At 61.0% G+C, this 15657-nt stretch carries 15 protein-coding genes; 7 read left to right on the top strand and 8 right to left on the bottom strand.

Annotation, left to right across the window (positions count from 1 at the left end):
• Window positions 1-67: 67 nt before the first annotated feature.
• The 5 genes from MJ639_RS10305 to MJ639_RS10285 form a co-directional block, all read right to left on the bottom strand.
• The gene (locus tag MJ639_RS10305) at window positions 68-1801 is read right to left on the bottom strand and encodes an AMP-binding protein (protein ID WP_243371310.1); all 1734 of its coding nucleotides are present in this window, start codon (window positions 1799-1801) and stop codon (window positions 68-70) included.
• A gap of 135 nt (window positions 1802-1936) precedes the next feature.
• Entirely contained in the window at window positions 1937-3976 is a 2040-nt protein-coding gene (locus MJ639_RS10300) for an elongation factor G (RefSeq protein ID WP_243371308.1), read from the bottom strand.
• Between the two features lie 150 nt (window positions 3977-4126).
• Complete coding sequence (locus tag MJ639_RS10295) at window positions 4127-4600, bottom strand: DUF992 domain-containing protein (protein ID WP_243371299.1); 474 nt, start codon at window positions 4598-4600, stop codon at window positions 4127-4129.
• Between the two features lie 72 nt (window positions 4601-4672).
• Window positions 4673-5002: a hypothetical protein gene (locus MJ639_RS10290; protein ID WP_243371297.1), complete on the bottom strand. Its 330-nt coding sequence runs from the start codon at window positions 5000-5002 to the stop codon at window positions 4673-4675.
• 72 nt (window positions 5003-5074) lie between these two features.
• The gene (locus MJ639_RS10285) at window positions 5075-6277 is read right to left on the bottom strand and encodes a pyridoxal phosphate-dependent aminotransferase (RefSeq protein WP_243371296.1); all 1203 of its coding nucleotides are present in this window, start codon (window positions 6275-6277) and stop codon (window positions 5075-5077) included.
• A gap of 121 nt (window positions 6278-6398) precedes the next feature.
• On the opposite strand from MJ639_RS10285, the gene MJ639_RS10280 reads away from it, so the two are divergent.
• From MJ639_RS10280 to MJ639_RS10270, 3 genes are all read left to right on the top strand, one after another.
• Window positions 6399-7379: a Bug family tripartite tricarboxylate transporter substrate binding protein gene (locus MJ639_RS10280; protein WP_243371294.1), complete on the top strand. Its 981-nt coding sequence runs from the start codon at window positions 6399-6401 to the stop codon at window positions 7377-7379.
• A gap of 230 nt (window positions 7380-7609) precedes the next feature.
• Complete coding sequence (locus MJ639_RS10275) at window positions 7610-7795, top strand: hypothetical protein (protein ID WP_243371292.1); 186 nt, start codon at window positions 7610-7612, stop codon at window positions 7793-7795.
• Between the two features lie 79 nt (window positions 7796-7874).
• Window positions 7875-9014 (top strand): PQQ-dependent sugar dehydrogenase, encoded by a 1140-nt coding sequence (locus tag MJ639_RS10270; RefSeq protein WP_243371289.1) that lies wholly within the window; start codon window positions 7875-7877, stop codon window positions 9012-9014.
• An 8-nt stretch (window positions 9015-9022) separates the two neighbouring features.
• Here the strand turns inward: MJ639_RS10270 and MJ639_RS10265 are convergent, their stop codons facing one another.
• Window positions 9023-9364, bottom strand: a complete 342-nt coding sequence (locus MJ639_RS10265) for a DMT family protein (RefSeq protein ID WP_243371287.1) — start codon at window positions 9362-9364, stop codon at window positions 9023-9025.
• Between the two features lie 119 nt (window positions 9365-9483).
• Window positions 9484-10308, bottom strand: a complete 825-nt coding sequence (locus MJ639_RS10260; RefSeq protein WP_243371285.1) for a C13 family peptidase — start codon at window positions 10306-10308, stop codon at window positions 9484-9486.
• 221 nt (window positions 10309-10529) lie between these two features.
• Between MJ639_RS10260 and MJ639_RS10255 the strand changes: the two genes are divergently transcribed.
• The 4 genes from MJ639_RS10255 to MJ639_RS10240 all read left to right on the top strand — a co-directional run bounded on the left by MJ639_RS10255 (window position 10530) and on the right by MJ639_RS10240 (window position 13318).
• Window positions 10530-10919: a DUF3775 domain-containing protein gene (locus MJ639_RS10255; protein ID WP_243371283.1), complete on the top strand. Its 390-nt coding sequence runs from the start codon at window positions 10530-10532 to the stop codon at window positions 10917-10919.
• Window positions 10920-11069: 150 nt separating this feature from the next.
• On the top strand, window positions 11070-11288 hold the full coding sequence (locus MJ639_RS10250) for a hypothetical protein (RefSeq protein ID WP_243371281.1): 219 nt from the start codon (window positions 11070-11072) through the stop codon (window positions 11286-11288).
• A gap of 140 nt (window positions 11289-11428) precedes the next feature.
• On the top strand, window positions 11429-11998 hold the full coding sequence (locus MJ639_RS10245) for a fasciclin domain-containing protein (protein ID WP_243371279.1): 570 nt from the start codon (window positions 11429-11431) through the stop codon (window positions 11996-11998).
• A gap of 267 nt (window positions 11999-12265) precedes the next feature.
• Window positions 12266-13318, top strand: a complete 1053-nt coding sequence (locus MJ639_RS10240; RefSeq protein WP_243371277.1) for a DUF808 domain-containing protein — start codon at window positions 12266-12268, stop codon at window positions 13316-13318.
• A gap of 63 nt (window positions 13319-13381) precedes the next feature.
• Here the strand turns inward: MJ639_RS10240 and MJ639_RS10235 are convergent, their stop codons facing one another.
• Window positions 13382-15565 carry an esterase-like activity of phytase family protein gene (locus tag MJ639_RS10235; RefSeq protein WP_243371268.1) on the bottom strand — a complete coding sequence of 728 codons (2184 nt, stop codon included), beginning with the start codon at window positions 15563-15565 and terminating at the stop codon, window positions 13382-13384.
• Window positions 15566-15657 lie beyond the last annotated feature (92 nt).

Here is a 15657-nt window from a genome sequence, read left to right as displayed (position 1 = left end):
GGAAGGTTTTGACTTTTATTTGTCGGACCTCACTTTATGCCGGGCCTTTGGCCCGGCTTTTTTCTTTTCAGGGCTTGTCCGCGTAGGGCCTGGTGACCTCTTCCTTGAGCACGCGGCGCAAAACCTTGCCCACATTGGTCTTGGGCAATAGCTCCCTGAACTCGATCCGGCGCGGCACCTTGTAGCCCGTCATGTTCTCCCGGCAGAAAAGACGAACCTCTTCCTCGGTCAGTCCAGGATCCTTGCGCACGATATAAGCCACGACCGCCTCGCCCGATTGATCGTCCGGCAGGCCGATCACGGCGGCTTCCATGACGCCCGGATGCCTCACGAGCACATCCTCGACCTCGTTGGGATAGACGTTGAAGCCGGAGACCAGGATCATGTCCTTCATCCGGTCCACGATCTTCACCTGTCCGTCGGGCAGAAGCACCGCCACGTCACCGCTGCGGAAGAAACCGTCCTGTGTCATCACCTTCGCGGTTTCGTCCGGGCGCTGCCAATAGCCCGCCATGACTTGCGGCCCCTTGATGCACAATTCGCCACGCTCTCCCGCCGGGAGAACGGTGCCGTCGGTTGCGCGGATGGACACATCGGTGGAGGGAAGCGGATAGCCGATGGTACCGGTGAATTCCTCGATGTCGAGCCTGTTGGCGCAGGCCACAGGCGAGGTCTCGGACAGGCCATAGCCCTCGACGATGGGAACGCCGGCGATCGACTTCCACTTCTTCGCAACGGTTTCCTGCGTGGCCATGCCGCCCGCGACGGCGAACACCAATTGCGAGAAATCGACCTTCTCGATTCCCGGCGCATGAGCGAGCGCGTTGTAGAGCGTGTTCACGCCGGACATGAGCGTAATCTTGCTTTTCTGAAGCGTCTTCACGAAGCCCGGAATGTCGCGCGGATTGGCGATGAGAAGCTGACAGCCGCCGATCTTCGTCATGAAGAGCGAGCACACGGTGAGGCCGAAGATGTGATAGAGCGGCAGCGCAGTCACCATCACATGATCTTCGCGTTCGCCGAAGAACGGACGCATCCATGCCTCGCATTGCAGCACGTTCGCCACAACATTCCGGTGCAGCAAAACCGCGCCTTTCGCAACGCCGGTCGTGCCGCCGGTATATTGCAGGAAAGCGATGTCGTCGCGCGTGACGGTAACGGCCTGAGGCTTCTTGCGAGCGCCTTCGCTGAGCACCGTCTTGAAGGGTACGGCATTCGGCAGGTTGAACGGTCTGACAGCCTTCTTTACACGGCGCGACACGAGATTGACGATGGAACCCTTAAGCCCGAGCAGATCTCCTGGCGCCGTCACAATCACGCGGTCGAGATTGAGATCGGGAAGAGACTCTTCCACCGTCGCACCGAAATTCTCCAGCACGAAGAGGAAGCGCGCGCCGGAATCCTGCAGCTGATAGGTCAGCTCACGCGGCGTATAGAGCGGATTGACGTTCACGACCGTGCCGCCGGCCTGCAGGATGCCGTAGATTGCAGCCGGATAGGCCATCACGTTCGGCATCATGATCGCGACGCGATCGCCCTTTTTCAGCCCCTGCTGCTGCAACCAGGATGCGACGGCATCGGCGGCGCGTCCCAGTTCCGCGTAAGTAACGCGCTTGCCGAAGCTCTCCGCAGCCACGCGATTCGGATACTCGGCGAGAGCCGCGCGAAAGATATCGTTGAGCGTGCCAATGGCCGCATCGTCGATGATCAGCGGTACTTTTGTCGGGTAGGACTTGAGCCAGGGCCGGTCCGAGGAAGTGCCTGCGGCTCCCGCGACAGCAGCCGATTGGGTTGCATTCATTCTTTTCCTCCCGCTCCAGGGCGAGTTTATCTTAGAGGAGATGGCGTCTCCGATAGCGCTTAGATTGGCGCGGAAGGAAGTATTTGTCGATGGGCAGCCTACAACGAGGGGTGGTGGTGCCCACCGACCATGGTCTTAATGGGCCTTCAGCACGATCATGTCGGCCGTTTTCCCACTGAGTTCCGCCATATGATCGAACCGGGTCGAGAAGGTGCCGACGCCTGCCGTAACGGAGCGTAGCTCGACGATCAGATCGCCGATTTCCGATTCCGGAATGGAGGCACTGAGAACCTCCCATCCCGACCAGCCGGGCCGTCCGTCATAACCGAGGATCTGGCCGCGCCGGGCCGTAACGAGACCCGTCGCCTTGGACAGGGCCTCCGTGGGGATCGCGATCTCCACCGACAGGATCGGCTCCAAAAGTACGGGCTTCGCCTTCGGCAACGCCTCGGCCAAGGCCAGTTTCGCGGCGGCCTGGAAAGCGGCATCGGACGAATCCACCGTATGGTAGGAGCCGTCCGTCAGGCTGACTGCGAGATCGACCACCGGGAAGCCCAATGGGCCGTTCTTCAAGGCATCGCGAACCCCGGTCTCCACGGAAGGGATGTACTGACGCGGCACGACACCTCCCGTGATGCGATCCTCGAAGGCAAACCCTTCACCGCGCGGCAGCGGCTTGATCTCGATCATCACGTCGCCGTACTGGCCGTGACCGCCGGTCTGCTTGCGGTGACGGCCACGCGCCGTGGCCGGGTGTTTGATCGTCTCGCAATAGGCAACGCGCGGCTTTGAAATGTCGACGCCAACCTGGAAGCGTGACGCAAGCTTTTCGACCGCGACACGCAAATGCATCTCGCCCTGGCCGAGCAGCCGGATCTCGCCCATCTCGGGACGGGTTTCCACCGTGAGCGACGGATCTTCTTCCGTGATCTTCGTGAGCGCCGATGACAAGCGCACATCGTCCTTGCGATCCCTTACCTTCAGCGCCACCGCATAGACAGGCTCAGGCGGCGCGGAGGAGATGATGGTCTCGGGCCTGTTCTTGCCCGAGGCGAAGCTGTCGCCTGTCGCAACGCCTTCGAGACGTCCGAAGCCGAGCGTCTCGCCTGCCATCGCTTCGCTTTTGCGCGTGGTGTTGCCGCCGACCAGCGTCAGCAGGCTGCCGATGCGGCTTTCCGCACCGCGCGAGCCCACCACCATGTCGCCTTCATGGAACGTGCCGCGCATGACGCGGGCAACGGAGAGCTTGCCGCCCTGCCCCATGTGAAGGGTCTTCATCACATGAGCTAATGGCGCACCTTCTTCCGGAATGCCGAGCCTGGCGCGGGTTTCCGCAAGCGCCGGCGCTTCGTGGCGAAGCGCTTTCAGCAATCGCGTCACGCCATTGCCGCGTTCGGCGGAGCCGATGAGGGCAGGCACCACGTGCCGCTCGCGCAATTCCTTCGACAGATCGTCGAAGATGCGGTCGCGCGGCGGCTCGATCTCGGAGATCAGCTCTTCCATCAGCTCGTCGTCGTAATCGGCCAACCGTTCGAGCATCGAGAAGCGCGCCTCGCGCTCACGCGGCGCTTCGCCATCCGGCATATCGACAACCTCGCTCGGCGCATGCTCGCGATAGATGAAAGCGCGCTCAAGCGCGAGGTCGATGAAGCCGACGGCAATGCCGTCCTTCCAAAGTGGGATCTGGCGCAACAGCAACGGTGTGCGTGACGCTTCTTGCAGAAGCCCTAATGTCTCGCGCACGCGTTGCGTCGCGGAATCGATTTTGTTGATGAAGAGAAAGCGTGGAATGTCCGCTTCTTCTAATTCCCGCAGGATGACTTCGAGTGCGGGAATCTTGCGCTCATCCGCCTCGCATACGACGATGGCCGCATCGCAGACGGGCATGACATTGCGCATCTCGTGCAGGAATTCCGTGGAGCCGGGACAATCGACGAAGGTCATCGTCTCGCCGAGGAATTGGACGGTCGCCACGTTGGGCTCGATGCTCATGCCGTGAGAGCGCGCTTCCGCGCTTGCATCGCCGACACTGTCGCCATTGGCGACACGTCCCGCGCGGGAAACCGCGCCTGTGCGTTCCAAGATCGCTTCGAGCAGCGTGGTCTTGCCACTCTGGAATGGGCCGACGATGGCAATGCATCGCGGGCCCGAAGGTCCTCTGCCGTTGGGTGCCATGGTAGTTTCCTCCCTACCCCCGTCAGCGCGCTCTTCACGGCCACTTGGAGGAATGCTCTGCCTGTCGGGGGGCGTTGGCAAGAGGTCTTTTGCGCAAAAGAAAAACGGCCAAGCTTCAGCCTGGCCGTTTTCGCAAACCTCTCGAATGATTTACGGAGCAGCGCTCAATTCGAAGCTGCCGACGCCCAGAGCGAGATTGAGGCCCGTCTGGCCGCTCACGGAAAGAGGCTGAAGAGCAATGGATTGCTGCGATCCGCCCACGAGAACATTGGCGCCGAGGCCCGCTCCGACCGTCGCTTCGGCACTGGGGCCGACATAATTGCCAGCGAGCACGCCAGGAACAGTAGGCCCTGTCGCGAAAACGGCCCAGGTGAGGATGCCTGCACTCGTTGCACCAATATCAAGCCCATACTTGCGGATCACGCCGAGATAATGCTCGCTGTAGCCCTTCTGATTATCGAAGGTACAGGCCGTACCCTTCTGAGACGTCACGATCAGGCCGAGACTGCTCGAGACATTACAGGTCAGGATGCCGACCTGGGTCCGGCTCTGCGCCTGAGCACTGGGGGCACCCAGAATTGTCGAGATGGCGAGGGCTGCGATAGGAAGCGCTGCGCGAAGCATGTTGATCTCCTAAGCTCAGGTATAACTCAGGCGTCAACAGCGACGGCTTGATGCCGTTCCACGGATGATAGACTATTTCAGGGTAGCAGGGATTGAATCCTGATGTTCGCCACGACGCACGATCTTCATCGAAAAGATCGTCACCGGCCCTGCTCGCAACAGGTTCATGGATGAGACGATCATCTCCGCCAAGCGCTCAGGGCTGACACTGTCGCCTTCGATATCGAGGATGAAATCCTTTGCCTCGACATGGCCGCCATTGGTGAAGTCGACACGAAAGTCCGACTTCACCCGAAACACGGATTGCTGATTGACCCGATAGGGCTCTGCCTCGGGATCCGGATGGAATGTCCGAGGCAGATCAAGCGCATCGTGCGGAAAAGTGGTTCCGGTTTTCCGCATGAACGATGCGCCCCTCAAGAAATAAGCATCGAATAGATCCCAAAAGTGGAATCCACTTTTGGGTCCGATGCATTAGCGCAAGCTTCCGCAGAAGCGCTGGATGCGATTGCAGGCATCTTCCAGCAACGCGTTCGACGTGGCGTAGGAGATGCGGAAGTTCGGCCCCAGACCGAAGGACGAACCGTGCACGGCGGCGACGCCTTCGACTTCCAGAAGCTCGGCGACGAAGTCTTCGTCCGTCTTGATGACCTTGCCGGACGGCGCAGTCTTGCCGATGGCTTCGGCACAGGACGGATAGACGTAGAACGCGCCTTCCGGCATCGGGCACTTCAGGTACTTCGACTGGTTGAGCATGGAGACCACGAGATCGCGGCGCTCCTCGAAAGCCTTCTTGAACCGCGGCAGGTGATCCTGCGGTCCGTCGAGGGCCTCAACAGCGGCCCATTGCGAGATTGCGCTCGTGCCGGAGGTCTGCTGGCCCTGCACGAAATCCATCGCCTTGATGAGATGCTCGGGGCCACCGGCATAGCCGATGCGCCAACCCGTCATGGCATAGGATTTCGATACGCCGTTCATGGTGAGCGTGCGCTCGTAGAGGTTCGGCTCGACCTGCGCGGGCGTCACGAATTCGAAATCGCCATAGGTGAGATGCTCATACATATCATCGGTGAGCACCCACACATGCGGATGGCGCATCAGCACGTCAGTGATCGCCTTCATCTCGGAGCGCGAATAGGCAGCGCCCGTCGGGTTCGACGGCGAGTTGAGGATGATCCACTTCGTCTTCGGCGTGATCGCGCGCTCGAGATCGCCCGGCTGGAGCTTGAAGTTGTGCTCCATCGTGCAGTCCACGAACACGGGCTTGCCGCCGCAGATCACGACCATCTCAGGATACGACACCCAGTAAGGCGCCGGGATGATGACCTCGTCGCCCGGGTTCAGGGTGGCGAGCAGCGCGTTGTAGATCACATGCTTGCCGCCGGTGGAGACGATGGTCTGCGAGGGCTTGTAGTCGAGGCCGTTCTCGCGCTTGAATTTGCGGGAAATCGCTTCGCGGAGCGGCACGATGCCGGAGACCGGCGTGTACTTGGTCTCGCCGCGGCGGATGGCCGCGATGGCCGCTTCCTTGATGTTGTCGGGCGTGTCGAAATCCGGCTCGCCGACGGAAAGGCTGATCACATCCCGCCCTTGAGCTTTCAGATCGCGCGCTTTCTGCGTGATGACGATCGTTGCAGACGGCTTAACGCGAGAAAGGGCATCAGACAAAAAGCCCATGGGAAACCTCCGGTCGGGGCGTTAGGTAGGGATTGTGACGGGGGCGGACCCTAATCCGCTCAAGCTGTCCAAGCAAGCAAAACAGCCCTGCTCGACAGGGTTTTTGAGGAGACGCCTTTTCATGACCATTTTCCTGACCCGCCGCATGGCCCTCGGCTTTTTTGCCGGCGCCGCCCTTCTGTCCCAGGCCGCCCTCGCCCAGCCCTATCCCAGCCATGTGATCAAGATGGTGGTGCCCTATCCGGCCGGCGGCCCGACGGACGTCATCGCCCGCATCGTGGCGGAGGAGATGGGCAAGGAATTCGGCCAGAACGTGATCGTGGAGAACGTGGCTGGCGCTTCTGGCGCCATCGGCACCCGCGCCGTGGCGAAGGCAGCTCCCGATGGCTACACCATCGTCTTCGGCAACAACCAGACCCACGGGAACAACATGTTCCTGCTGAAAGAACCGGGCTACGACGCGGTGAAGGACTTCGCGCCGCTTGCGGGCGCAGGAGCCTTCGAGCACGTTTTCGTGGTGAAGAACGATCTGCCCGTGAAGTCCATTCCGGAGCTGGTCGAGCTCGCTAAGAAAGACCCCGGCAAGCTCAATTACGGCTCCACCGGCATCGGCTCCGGCTCTCATCTGGCAACGGAGCTCTTCATGGCGCGCGCAGGCCTCAAGATGACCCATGTGCCCTTCCGCGGTGCCGCTCCCCTGGTGACGGAGCTGATGGCCGGGCGCATCGACGTGTCGAATTCGACCCTGCCGAGCGTGCTGTCGCAGTTCCAGGCAGGCCAGATGCGCGCCATCGGCTTGGCGAGCCCGCAGCGCAACCCGCTGGCACCGGATGTTCCGACCCTGCGCGAGCAGGGCATCACGAACGCGGATGCGGAATCCTGGGCTGCCTTCTTCGCGCCCGCCAACACGCCCAAGCCCGTCCTCGACAAGCTCTCCGGCACGATCATCGCGATCCTCAACAAGCCGGATGTCAAGGATCGCATCACGAAGCTCGGCTTTACTTTGAACGTGCGCGATCCAGAGATTTTCAAGCCTTATCTCGCCAAGGAAATCCAGACTTGGGCCGAGATCATCAAGGCAGCCAATATCAGCGCCGAATAAGCTATCGGCATTACGGTTCTCCGCTGATGGCCGGGATATTTCCCGGCCATTTTTCTTAGGCCGAGCGCGTAATTGGCTTGGCAGTCGCAGCGTTAATATTGGTTAATAATGTGTTAACGCGAGCACTTAGGAAGGTGTTTGAAAGCAAGACTTCAGTAGCGACGGGAACTTTTCTGAAATCCAACGGTTTTTTCTGCAATACCACCTTGGCCCTGCTGGGGAGAGAGCCAATGAAAACCTATCGTCCCAGAAATCGTGTCGCCTCCCGCGTTCACCGCGTGGACCTTCGCCAGCAAAGCCGCTGGTCGCTCGCCCTGATCATGCTTATGGGGCTTGCCACCCTGTCCGTCCTCGCCACCACGAAAACGTTATCGGCCCAGCACACGAGCGGTTTCCACCTCTATTCGTCCCGATAACGCGTGAGTGAACGGCCGCGAGGTTGACGCCCCCAGCCGAGAGGTTAGCTCTTCGACCTCAAGTCAACGGAGAGCCTTCATGACGAACCTTCGCCTTGCCCTCGCCTGCATGCTGAGCCTTGCCGCAGCTCCCGCAGCTCTGGCCCAGGACACGCAGCGCCTGCGCACCGACAAGGTCGAAGTGATCGTCGAAACGATTGCCCGCAATCTCCAAAATCCGTGGGGCCTCACCTTCCTGCCCGACACTCGCATGCTCGTAACCGAGCGTCCGGGGCGACTGCGCATCGTGGAGGCGGACGGCAAGCTTTCTGAGCCGATCAAAGGCCTCCCGCGCATTTCGGCCCGGGGACAGGGCGGTCTTCTCGACGTGGCGCTCGATCCGAACTTCGCGCAGACCCGTCTCGTTTACTTGAGCTTCGCCGAAGATCGCGGCGAGGGCCGCAATGGCACGAGCGTGGCGCGTGCGCGCCTCAGCCAGGATGGCACGACGCTTGAAGACACTCAGGTCATCTTCCGGCAAGAGCCTTCCTATGCAGGCACGCATCATTTCGGCTCGCGTCTGGTTTTCGCCCGCGACGGAAATCTCTTCGTGACACTCGGCGAGCGTAACGATCTGCGCGATCAGGCACAGAGTCTCAGCAACCATCTCGGCAAGATCGTCCGCATCAATCCGACCGGTGGCGCGGCAGAAGGCAATCCTTTCCTCAACCGCGAGGATACGCGCCCGGAAATCTGGTCTTCGGGGCATCGCAACGTTCAGTCGGCCGCGCTCAATCCCGCCACCGGCGAACTCTGGACCGTGGAGCATGGCGCGCGCGGCGGTGACGAGGTGAACATCCCCCAGAAGGGCAAGAATTACGGTTGGCCGGTGATTTCCTACGGTGTGCATTATTCCGGCCAGAAGATCGGCGAAGGCGCACGCAAGGCCGGATTGGAACAGCCGGTTTATTACTGGGACCCGTCCATCGCGCCTTCGGGCATGGCGTTCTACACGGGCGACAAGTTCCCGGCCTGGCGCGGCAGCATCCTGGTCGGCGCGCTTGCTGGCAAGCTCGTCTCACGCCTCGAGACGGACGGCAACAAGGTGACCGGCGAGGAGCGCATGCTGCAGAACCTGGGCGAGCGCATCCGCGATGTGCGCCAGGGACCCGATGGCCTCGTCTATCTTCTCACGGATTCACCGCAGGGCCGCATCCTGCGCATGAAGCCTGCCGAGTAAGGAACACCTTACTTGGCGTGGAAGATGAAGGCTGCGCCTGCCGCGATGAGAGCAAAACCGACGAGGTGGCTCCAGCCAAGCGGCTCCTTCAGGTAGAGCACCGAGAAGCCCGCAAAGACGATGAGAGTGATGACTTCCTGCATCGTCTTCAGCTCGGCTGCTGAGTAGACCTCAGAGCCGATGCGGTTGGCCGGCACGGCGAGCCAGTACTCGAAAAATGCGATGCCCCATGACGCGATCACCGCGATCCAAAGAGGCGACGTCTTGAACTTCAGGTGACCGTACCAGGCGAAAGTCATGAAGACGTTCGAGGCGACGAGCATGATGATGGGCGCGATCTGGGGATTCATAAGGTCGGAGCCAAAGGAGTGAGGAAGGGAGATTGAGTTTCCCCTGCCCTAGCCCTTTGACGTTGCCTGTCAAGAAGGATGCAACTGCGGCGCAGTGCTCACCCTAGGCGTTTGTGCGCTTAGCAGGTGGAGCGGGTGTTGGCCCCAGACGCCCGGCAGGCCTGCTGCGCGGGCATGGCACCGCGCTCGCCGAGACGGGCCAGCACCTCGGCTCCCCCGGCGATCTGAGGATTGGACGGATCGAAGCCCTCACGCTCCTCGCGCCGGGTCACGAGCGTTCGCGCTTTCTGGAATGCCACGTCGAGGCGACCTTCGCTGCGCAGGGCCTTGTTGAAGAACGCATCGCCGAAATAGGTCCATGTCGCGCCGTCACGGCAACCGAAGGACGGCCTGTCGGCGGATGCCGCCGTGATCACGAGCGTGCGCTCATCCGCAAGCCTTCGCGCGAAGACACCGGAATAGCAGGCGGAAACGATGACCACGCGATAGCGCGCGCCGCTCTCCTGCAACAGCTGCTGAACATTGTCGGGCGTGATCCGCGTCTGATAATCCTTAGTGACGAGGGCTGCGCCATCCGTGCTGCCATGGGATGTGAGGAAGAGCACGAGCACATCATCAGGGTCGATCACCTGACTGACCGATTGCGCAGCTTTGCGGATCGCCTGCGGTGTCGCGCCTGAACTGCGTCTCGTGTTGAAGCCGACGATGGTGCGGCTCTTGGTCTTCAAGCTCGTCTCGAGCACGCGCGCCGCGCCTTTGGCCTCGCTCTCGAACACGCTCTGCGGCCCCCAAAGACCGAAGGAGAGGATATAGACATCGGTTCCCGGCTGCGAGGCCGCGAGGCGGTTGGAGGGTGCTGGTTGAGCCGATGCGGCACCCGAGAGGCCCATAGCAAGCGCCATGGAGGCAATCAGCATTTTCAGGCCATGCGCTTTGCAGGTCATGTCGTTCTCCTTGAGGCCTAGCCTCGCCGACCATGAAATAATGTTCATTCGTCCACGACAAGAGCCATGATACCGCAAGCGTGCATTTCCACACCTGCGCAGATTTGCGAGGGCCAGAACGATCAGCGCAATGCCCAGAGCTTGGCCGCCTCTGAACCGAAAGCCGAGTTGAGGGTTTTCCTGTCCAGAGCCACCAAAGTCGTTCTCAAGAGAGGATTTCGATGGATATCGCGCTGGACAAGGTCTGCGAACTCATTCTCCGGGTCAGGGCCATTGACGTAAAAGAAGGCCCTACCGACCCGGCTTCGGGCTCGAACCCCATCGACGACGGTGCCATCGATGCCCTTACTGCCTCATCGGACGATGCGACCGAAGACGAGCTGCGAGACGTGATCGCCGGTCTCAATGACGACGAACGCGCGGACCTGATCGCCCTCGTCTATATCGGGCGTGGCGACATGGAGCCGGAGGAATGGGGTGACGCGGTACGCCTCGCCCGAGAGCGTGAGGAGGCAAACTCCGTTTCAACGGCCGATTGGCTCATCGGAATTCCCAATCTCGCCGACCTGCTGGATGAAGGCCTCAACGCCATGGGCCGCAGCTGCGCCTGACCGAGACGCACGGGCAGCCCTAACCTGCGCGGCACCCATTATGGTCCTGCGTTTTCACGTTCTCGTTCACAATCTGTCGACACGGTAGCGGTGCCCTATTTGCGACATGGATTGAGCGAACACTTCCATGTCTGCCAAAGGGAGGATGCCATGACTCCGCGCAACCCGGACGCAAGTACCGAAGAGACAGTACAGGAAGAGCTCCTACAGGCTGTGCATGAAGCTCTGACCGATGAGGCAAGCCTTCACGCGGCACAGGCGGAGCAGGACGCCTCCGTTCCGTCCGTCACAAAGACGGAGCCGGACACGAGAGTCGAGCTCGACCGTGTCGAGACATATCTGAAAGGACCCACGGTCTTTTCCGCCTGAGCTTTCGATCCTTCTTCAAGAATATTTATCCGCATCACACATCCAATCGCAGTCGCGCACCGTATCCAGCTCTGAAGGATGAGCCTTCGGCTCCGGCACGTAACCGGAACCTCACACTCATAGATTCAGGGATGGAACTCATGAAACTTCGCATCGCATGCCTGACTGCCGCTTTCGCTCTTGCAGCGCCTGCCGCCATTCTGTCGCTCCCGGTCGTTGCACAGGAAGCGACGAAGACCGTTGGCGGCGCGCCGATGTCTGCGTCGAAGAACATCGTCGAGAATGCCGCGAACTCGAAGGATCACACGACCCTCGTGGCGGCGGTGAAGGCCGCGGGACTTGTTGAGACGTTGCAGGGCAAGGGTCCGTTCACGGTTTTCGCACCGACCAATGCGGCTTTCTCGAAGCTTCCCGCCGGCACCGTCGATACGTTGCTGAAGCCTGAGAACAAGAGCAAGCTCACGGGTGTCCTCACCTATCACGTGGTACCTGGCCGCCTTACGGCGCAGGAACTGGTGGCAAAGGTGAAGGAAGGCGGCGGCACGGCAACCCTCAAGACGGTAGCCGGTGAGACGTTGACGGTGACGCCGTCCGGAAACGGTCTGAGCATCAAGGACAAGAAGGGTGGCACCTCGATGGTCACCATTGCCGACGTGATGCAGTCGAACGGCGTGATCCACGTGATCGACAGCGTGCTTCTGCCGGGTTGATCCGAAGACAGGGCGGAGCCCTCCCCACTTCGCTCATAACTGATCCATGCTTTCTGAAGGCGGCCTCCATCGCGGGGCCGTCTTTCTGTATGCGATGTTTTACATCCGAGTGCGATTGGACTAAGCACGATATGGGCAACAGAGTAACGAGACAGTGCAGCCTTTTGCACCCAGTTTTCGCTTTGCACGTTGTCCAACCCGGAGAGAGTTGTTTAGCTCGTCTCCGATTGTCCATTCCAGCCTGAAAGCCTTCCGACAGGAGCCCCCATGAGCATCGGCCTGATCGCCCTTCTCGACGACATCGTAGGCTTGGCCAAAGTGGCCGCAGCCTCCCTGGACGATGTGGGAGCACAGGCCGCCAAGGCCGGCGCGAAGGCGGCAGGCGTGGTGATCGACGACGCTGCCGTCACGCCGCGCTATGTGGTGGGCTTTGCCGCCTCCCGGGAACTTCCGATCGTCGGCAAGATTGCCTGGGGCTCGCTGAAGAACAAGTTGATCTATCTGCTCCCGGCATCCCTGCTCCTGAGCTTCTTCGCGCCCTGGGCGATCACGCCGCTGCTCATGATCGGCGGCGCCTATCTCTGCTACGAAGGCTCGGAGAAGGTGTTCGAAGCGCTTTTCCCTCACGGGGCGCACGAGCATGAAGCGCAATTGAGCGAGGCGACGCAAAGTGCTCAGAGCCTCGAGGACGAAAAGGTCAGCGGCGCGATCAAGACCGATTTCATCCTCTCCGCCGAGATCATGGCCATTACGCTTGGCACCGTCTCGGAAGCCTCCACCACGATGCAAGCCTTCGTTCTCGCAGCGGTCGGCATCGGCATCACGGCCTTGGTCTATGGCGGTGTGGCGCTGATCGTGAAGGCTGACGATGCAGGCGTGGCGCTGGCCACCAGCGAGCGACCTGTGTCCAGCCTCATGCGGCGCGACACTCAGGCAGCTCCTTCATCAGCGGATAGAGTTCTCGCACCGCTCACGCGCGGCTTCGGGCGCGGCCTTGTGCGTGCGATGCCTGTATTCCTGCGCATCCTCGGCGTCGTGGGAACGGCTGCGATGATCTGGGTCGGCGGCGGCATCATCGTCCATGGTCTGGAAGTCTATGGCTTCGCATGGCTCGGCCACACGATCCACGATGTCGCCGTCGCGGCGGGCCATGCGGTGCCTGCCCTTGGCGGCTTCATCGAGTGGCTCGTCTCCGCCGCAGGATCGGGAATTTTTGGCCTTCTTTTCGGCGCCATCCTGATCCCGCTGGTTCATTATGGAGCCGTGCTGGTGAGAGCTTTGCGTGGCGGCAAGAGCAAGGCTGAGAAGCATACGGCCTGAAAGGAGAAGGGCTGCCCGCAAGAGCAGCCCTTCTTCACGAGCATCTCTCGATATCGCTGACGCTCAGAGCTTTCCGAGCTTCATGAACTGCGTCTCGCCGGAGGCGTCGCTCACGCCGTCATTATCGGTGATGATATAGGCATCCCCTGCCGCATCGATGGCGAAGCTCTCGACCTTGTCGAGAACGTAGCCTTTGGCGGCCTTGAGATCCGGCAGCAGATCGCGCAACTCCGTCTTCTTCACCAGCGGCAGCTCGCTGCCGAGGGCAACGGGCTTCATGTCGGCGAGAGAAACCGAGTAGAGCTTCTTGAGCTTCGCCTTCTCCGCAATCTGGTTGTCACGCTCGATGATGATGACGCGGTCGCCGACAGCCGTGATCTCGGACAGGCCGACCCAGCCCTCTTCGGTCTTGTCGAGCGGATAGCGCACAGCGCCCCAGCTCTTGTCGGAAGGCTTGTAGGCCAGGAGCTTCACGCTGTTCTTGGCATCGTCCGCCCATTCGCGCTGCACGGCGAGCCAGACGATTTCATCAGCGCCGGAGCCTGTCACGGTCACACCTTCGAAGCCGTAGTTCTTCGCGCCCTCTTCAAGACTTGCAGGCAGGGAAATCTCTTCCTGGATCGCCCCCTTGGCATCGACCTTCACGAGCAGATTTTTTACGCCCTTTGGCACGTTGCCTTCCGAGGCAAGCCAGAAGCCGCCGTCGCTTGAAAGCGCCACGCCTTCAAGGTCAAGCTTTTCTGCCGCCTGTCCATTGCGGGTCACGAGAGTTTCGACCGTGATGATGGCGGGCTTCTTCGTGGCATCGATGGTGAGAATGCGCGGAGCGCTGCCATAGGCGCTGTCCGTGATCGCATAGAGCTTACCTCCTTGAGACTTGTCGGCCACGATGCCCGAGATTGCACCCCAGGCAATCGGAAGGCCTTGAGCGTTCTTGGCCGAGCGGATGGTGGGATAGGCAGGTGTGGCACGCTCGGCGCGCTGGTAGATCATCACATGCGGAGCAACGCCGCCTTCCACATGCAGAGGCGTCTCGCTCGTGGCGACGAAGAGGTTGCGCGAAGGAATGGCGACCAGGCCTTCCGGACCAACGCCCGTGGGGAGAACCTGCAACAATTCGGGAGCAGCGCCTGTATCGCGATAGACACCGACGACGGAGGCGCGCTCGGAACCCACGAAGATCAGGTTGTCCTGGCCGAAGCGTGCAGCCTCGACGCCCTCGATCTCGATGCCCTTCTTGTTACGGCTTTCAGGGTAATGCCCGAGGGATACGACCTCATGCTCCAGGCTGGCGCCGGATTCGTAGGAAACGTTGCCATCCTTGTTGAAGATGGTGAAGCCGCGCGAGCCGCCCTTCCAATCGCCCTCATTGGCGGTGACGAAACGGTTGTTGTCGATCCAGTGCACGCCGTCAGGCTCGCGCACCACGCCGTTCATGGAGCCGGTAAGATCGATCCTGCCGTCCTTCTTCGTATCGATGTTCTTCAGGTCGACCTGGCCTGCGGAAAAGTGGGACTCGACCTTGCCGGTCTTGCCATCCACCACGACGATGTAGTTGTTCTCCTGCAGCGTGACCACGATCTTGCCCTCGTCGTTCACGTCCACATATTCCGGCTCCGGATCATCGCCGGCAACATCGGCGAGACCTGTCATGGCAATTGTCTTGAGGGCCGAGCAATCGATGGCGTTGCCATTCAAGTTTCCGATCACCAGCGCGCCTGCGGGAAGCTGCGGCAGGGCGCCGTCATTCACCTTCTCGTCGCGCTCGTTCTCGATGGCGATAGCGAGCACGCCGGCATTGGCGGCTACCGAGTCGGGCTGGCCGGGAAGCTGGCATTCGGAAGACACCTTGCGAGCTTTCAAATCGACCAGCACAAGCTTGCCGCTCGGCTGCATGTAGCTCTCCGAGGTGTTGACGGCGACGAAAGCCGTACCGCCGACAACCTTTACCGAGGTGGGTTCTCCGCCGACAGAAAGCGTGCCGCCGGGCTTCGGCGCGGCCGGATCGGTGATGTCGATGAAGCCCAGGCTCTGGCGCGGGCTGTCGGTATAGACGAGCAGATTGCCGTCCTCGCTCGCGGAGATGATCTCCGCCACCGTCTCCGCTTTCTTGTCGGCATCGGCCGGGAGATTGGCGGTAATCGGGAAACTGGCGATCCGATCGAAATATTCGGCTGCTGAAGCGTTAAGAGCAGTGCCCGACAGAAGGATGGCGGCCAAAGAGCCGGCGACGAGAGAACGATGCATGATATCCCCGCAAGGTGGTGGAGCTTGGCGGTGATTGTCATGCGGTAGACTCATGACGGGTGCATGACGGCCGGGAAGGAGCTTCCCGACCC

The sequence above is a fragment of the Microvirga solisilvae genome, from assembly GCF_022808595.1.
GTDB classification, from domain to species: domain Bacteria; phylum Pseudomonadota; class Alphaproteobacteria; order Rhizobiales; family Beijerinckiaceae; genus Microvirga; species Microvirga solisilvae.
This window is presented reverse-complemented; position numbering and strand designations above follow the sequence as displayed.

What these genes read in the sequence shown, in the direction of transcription:
- MJ639_RS10290 (WP_243371297.1), bottom strand. Translation starts at nt 5,002, where the DNA reads ATGCGGAAAACCGGAACCACTTTTCCGCACGATGCGCTTGATCTGCCT.
- MJ639_RS10275 (WP_243371292.1), top strand. Translation starts at nt 7,610, where the DNA reads ATGAAAACCTATCGTCCCAGAAATCGTGTCGCCTCCCGCGTTCACCGC.
- MJ639_RS10245 (WP_243371279.1), top strand. Translation starts at nt 11,429, where the DNA reads ATGAAACTTCGCATCGCATGCCTGACTGCCGCTTTCGCTCTTGCAGCG.
- MJ639_RS10285 (WP_243371296.1), bottom strand. Translation starts at nt 6,277, where the DNA reads ATGGGCTTTTTGTCTGATGCCCTTTCTCGCGTTAAGCCGTCTGCAACG.
- MJ639_RS10295 (WP_243371299.1), bottom strand. Translation starts at nt 4,600, where the DNA reads ATGCTTCGCGCAGCGCTTCCTATCGCAGCCCTCGCCATCTCGACAATT.
- MJ639_RS10255 (WP_243371283.1), top strand. Translation starts at nt 10,530, where the DNA reads ATGGATATCGCGCTGGACAAGGTCTGCGAACTCATTCTCCGGGTCAGG.
- MJ639_RS10240 (WP_243371277.1), top strand. Translation starts at nt 12,266, where the DNA reads ATGAGCATCGGCCTGATCGCCCTTCTCGACGACATCGTAGGCTTGGCC.
- MJ639_RS10305 (WP_243371310.1), bottom strand. Translation starts at nt 1,801, where the DNA reads ATGAATGCAACCCAATCGGCTGCTGTCGCGGGAGCCGCAGGCACTTCC.
- MJ639_RS10300 (WP_243371308.1), bottom strand. Translation starts at nt 3,976, where the DNA reads ATGGCACCCAACGGCAGAGGACCTTCGGGCCCGCGATGCATTGCCATC.
- MJ639_RS10235 (WP_243371268.1), bottom strand. Translation starts at nt 15,565, where the DNA reads ATGCATCGTTCTCTCGTCGCCGGCTCTTTGGCCGCCATCCTTCTGTCG.
- MJ639_RS10250 (WP_243371281.1), top strand. Translation starts at nt 11,070, where the DNA reads ATGACTCCGCGCAACCCGGACGCAAGTACCGAAGAGACAGTACAGGAA.
- MJ639_RS10270 (WP_243371289.1), top strand. Translation starts at nt 7,875, where the DNA reads ATGACGAACCTTCGCCTTGCCCTCGCCTGCATGCTGAGCCTTGCCGCA.
- MJ639_RS10265 (WP_243371287.1), bottom strand. Translation starts at nt 9,364, where the DNA reads ATGAATCCCCAGATCGCGCCCATCATCATGCTCGTCGCCTCGAACGTC.
- MJ639_RS10280 (WP_243371294.1), top strand. Translation starts at nt 6,399, where the DNA reads ATGACCATTTTCCTGACCCGCCGCATGGCCCTCGGCTTTTTTGCCGGC.
- MJ639_RS10260 (WP_243371285.1), bottom strand. Translation starts at nt 10,308, where the DNA reads ATGACCTGCAAAGCGCATGGCCTGAAAATGCTGATTGCCTCCATGGCG.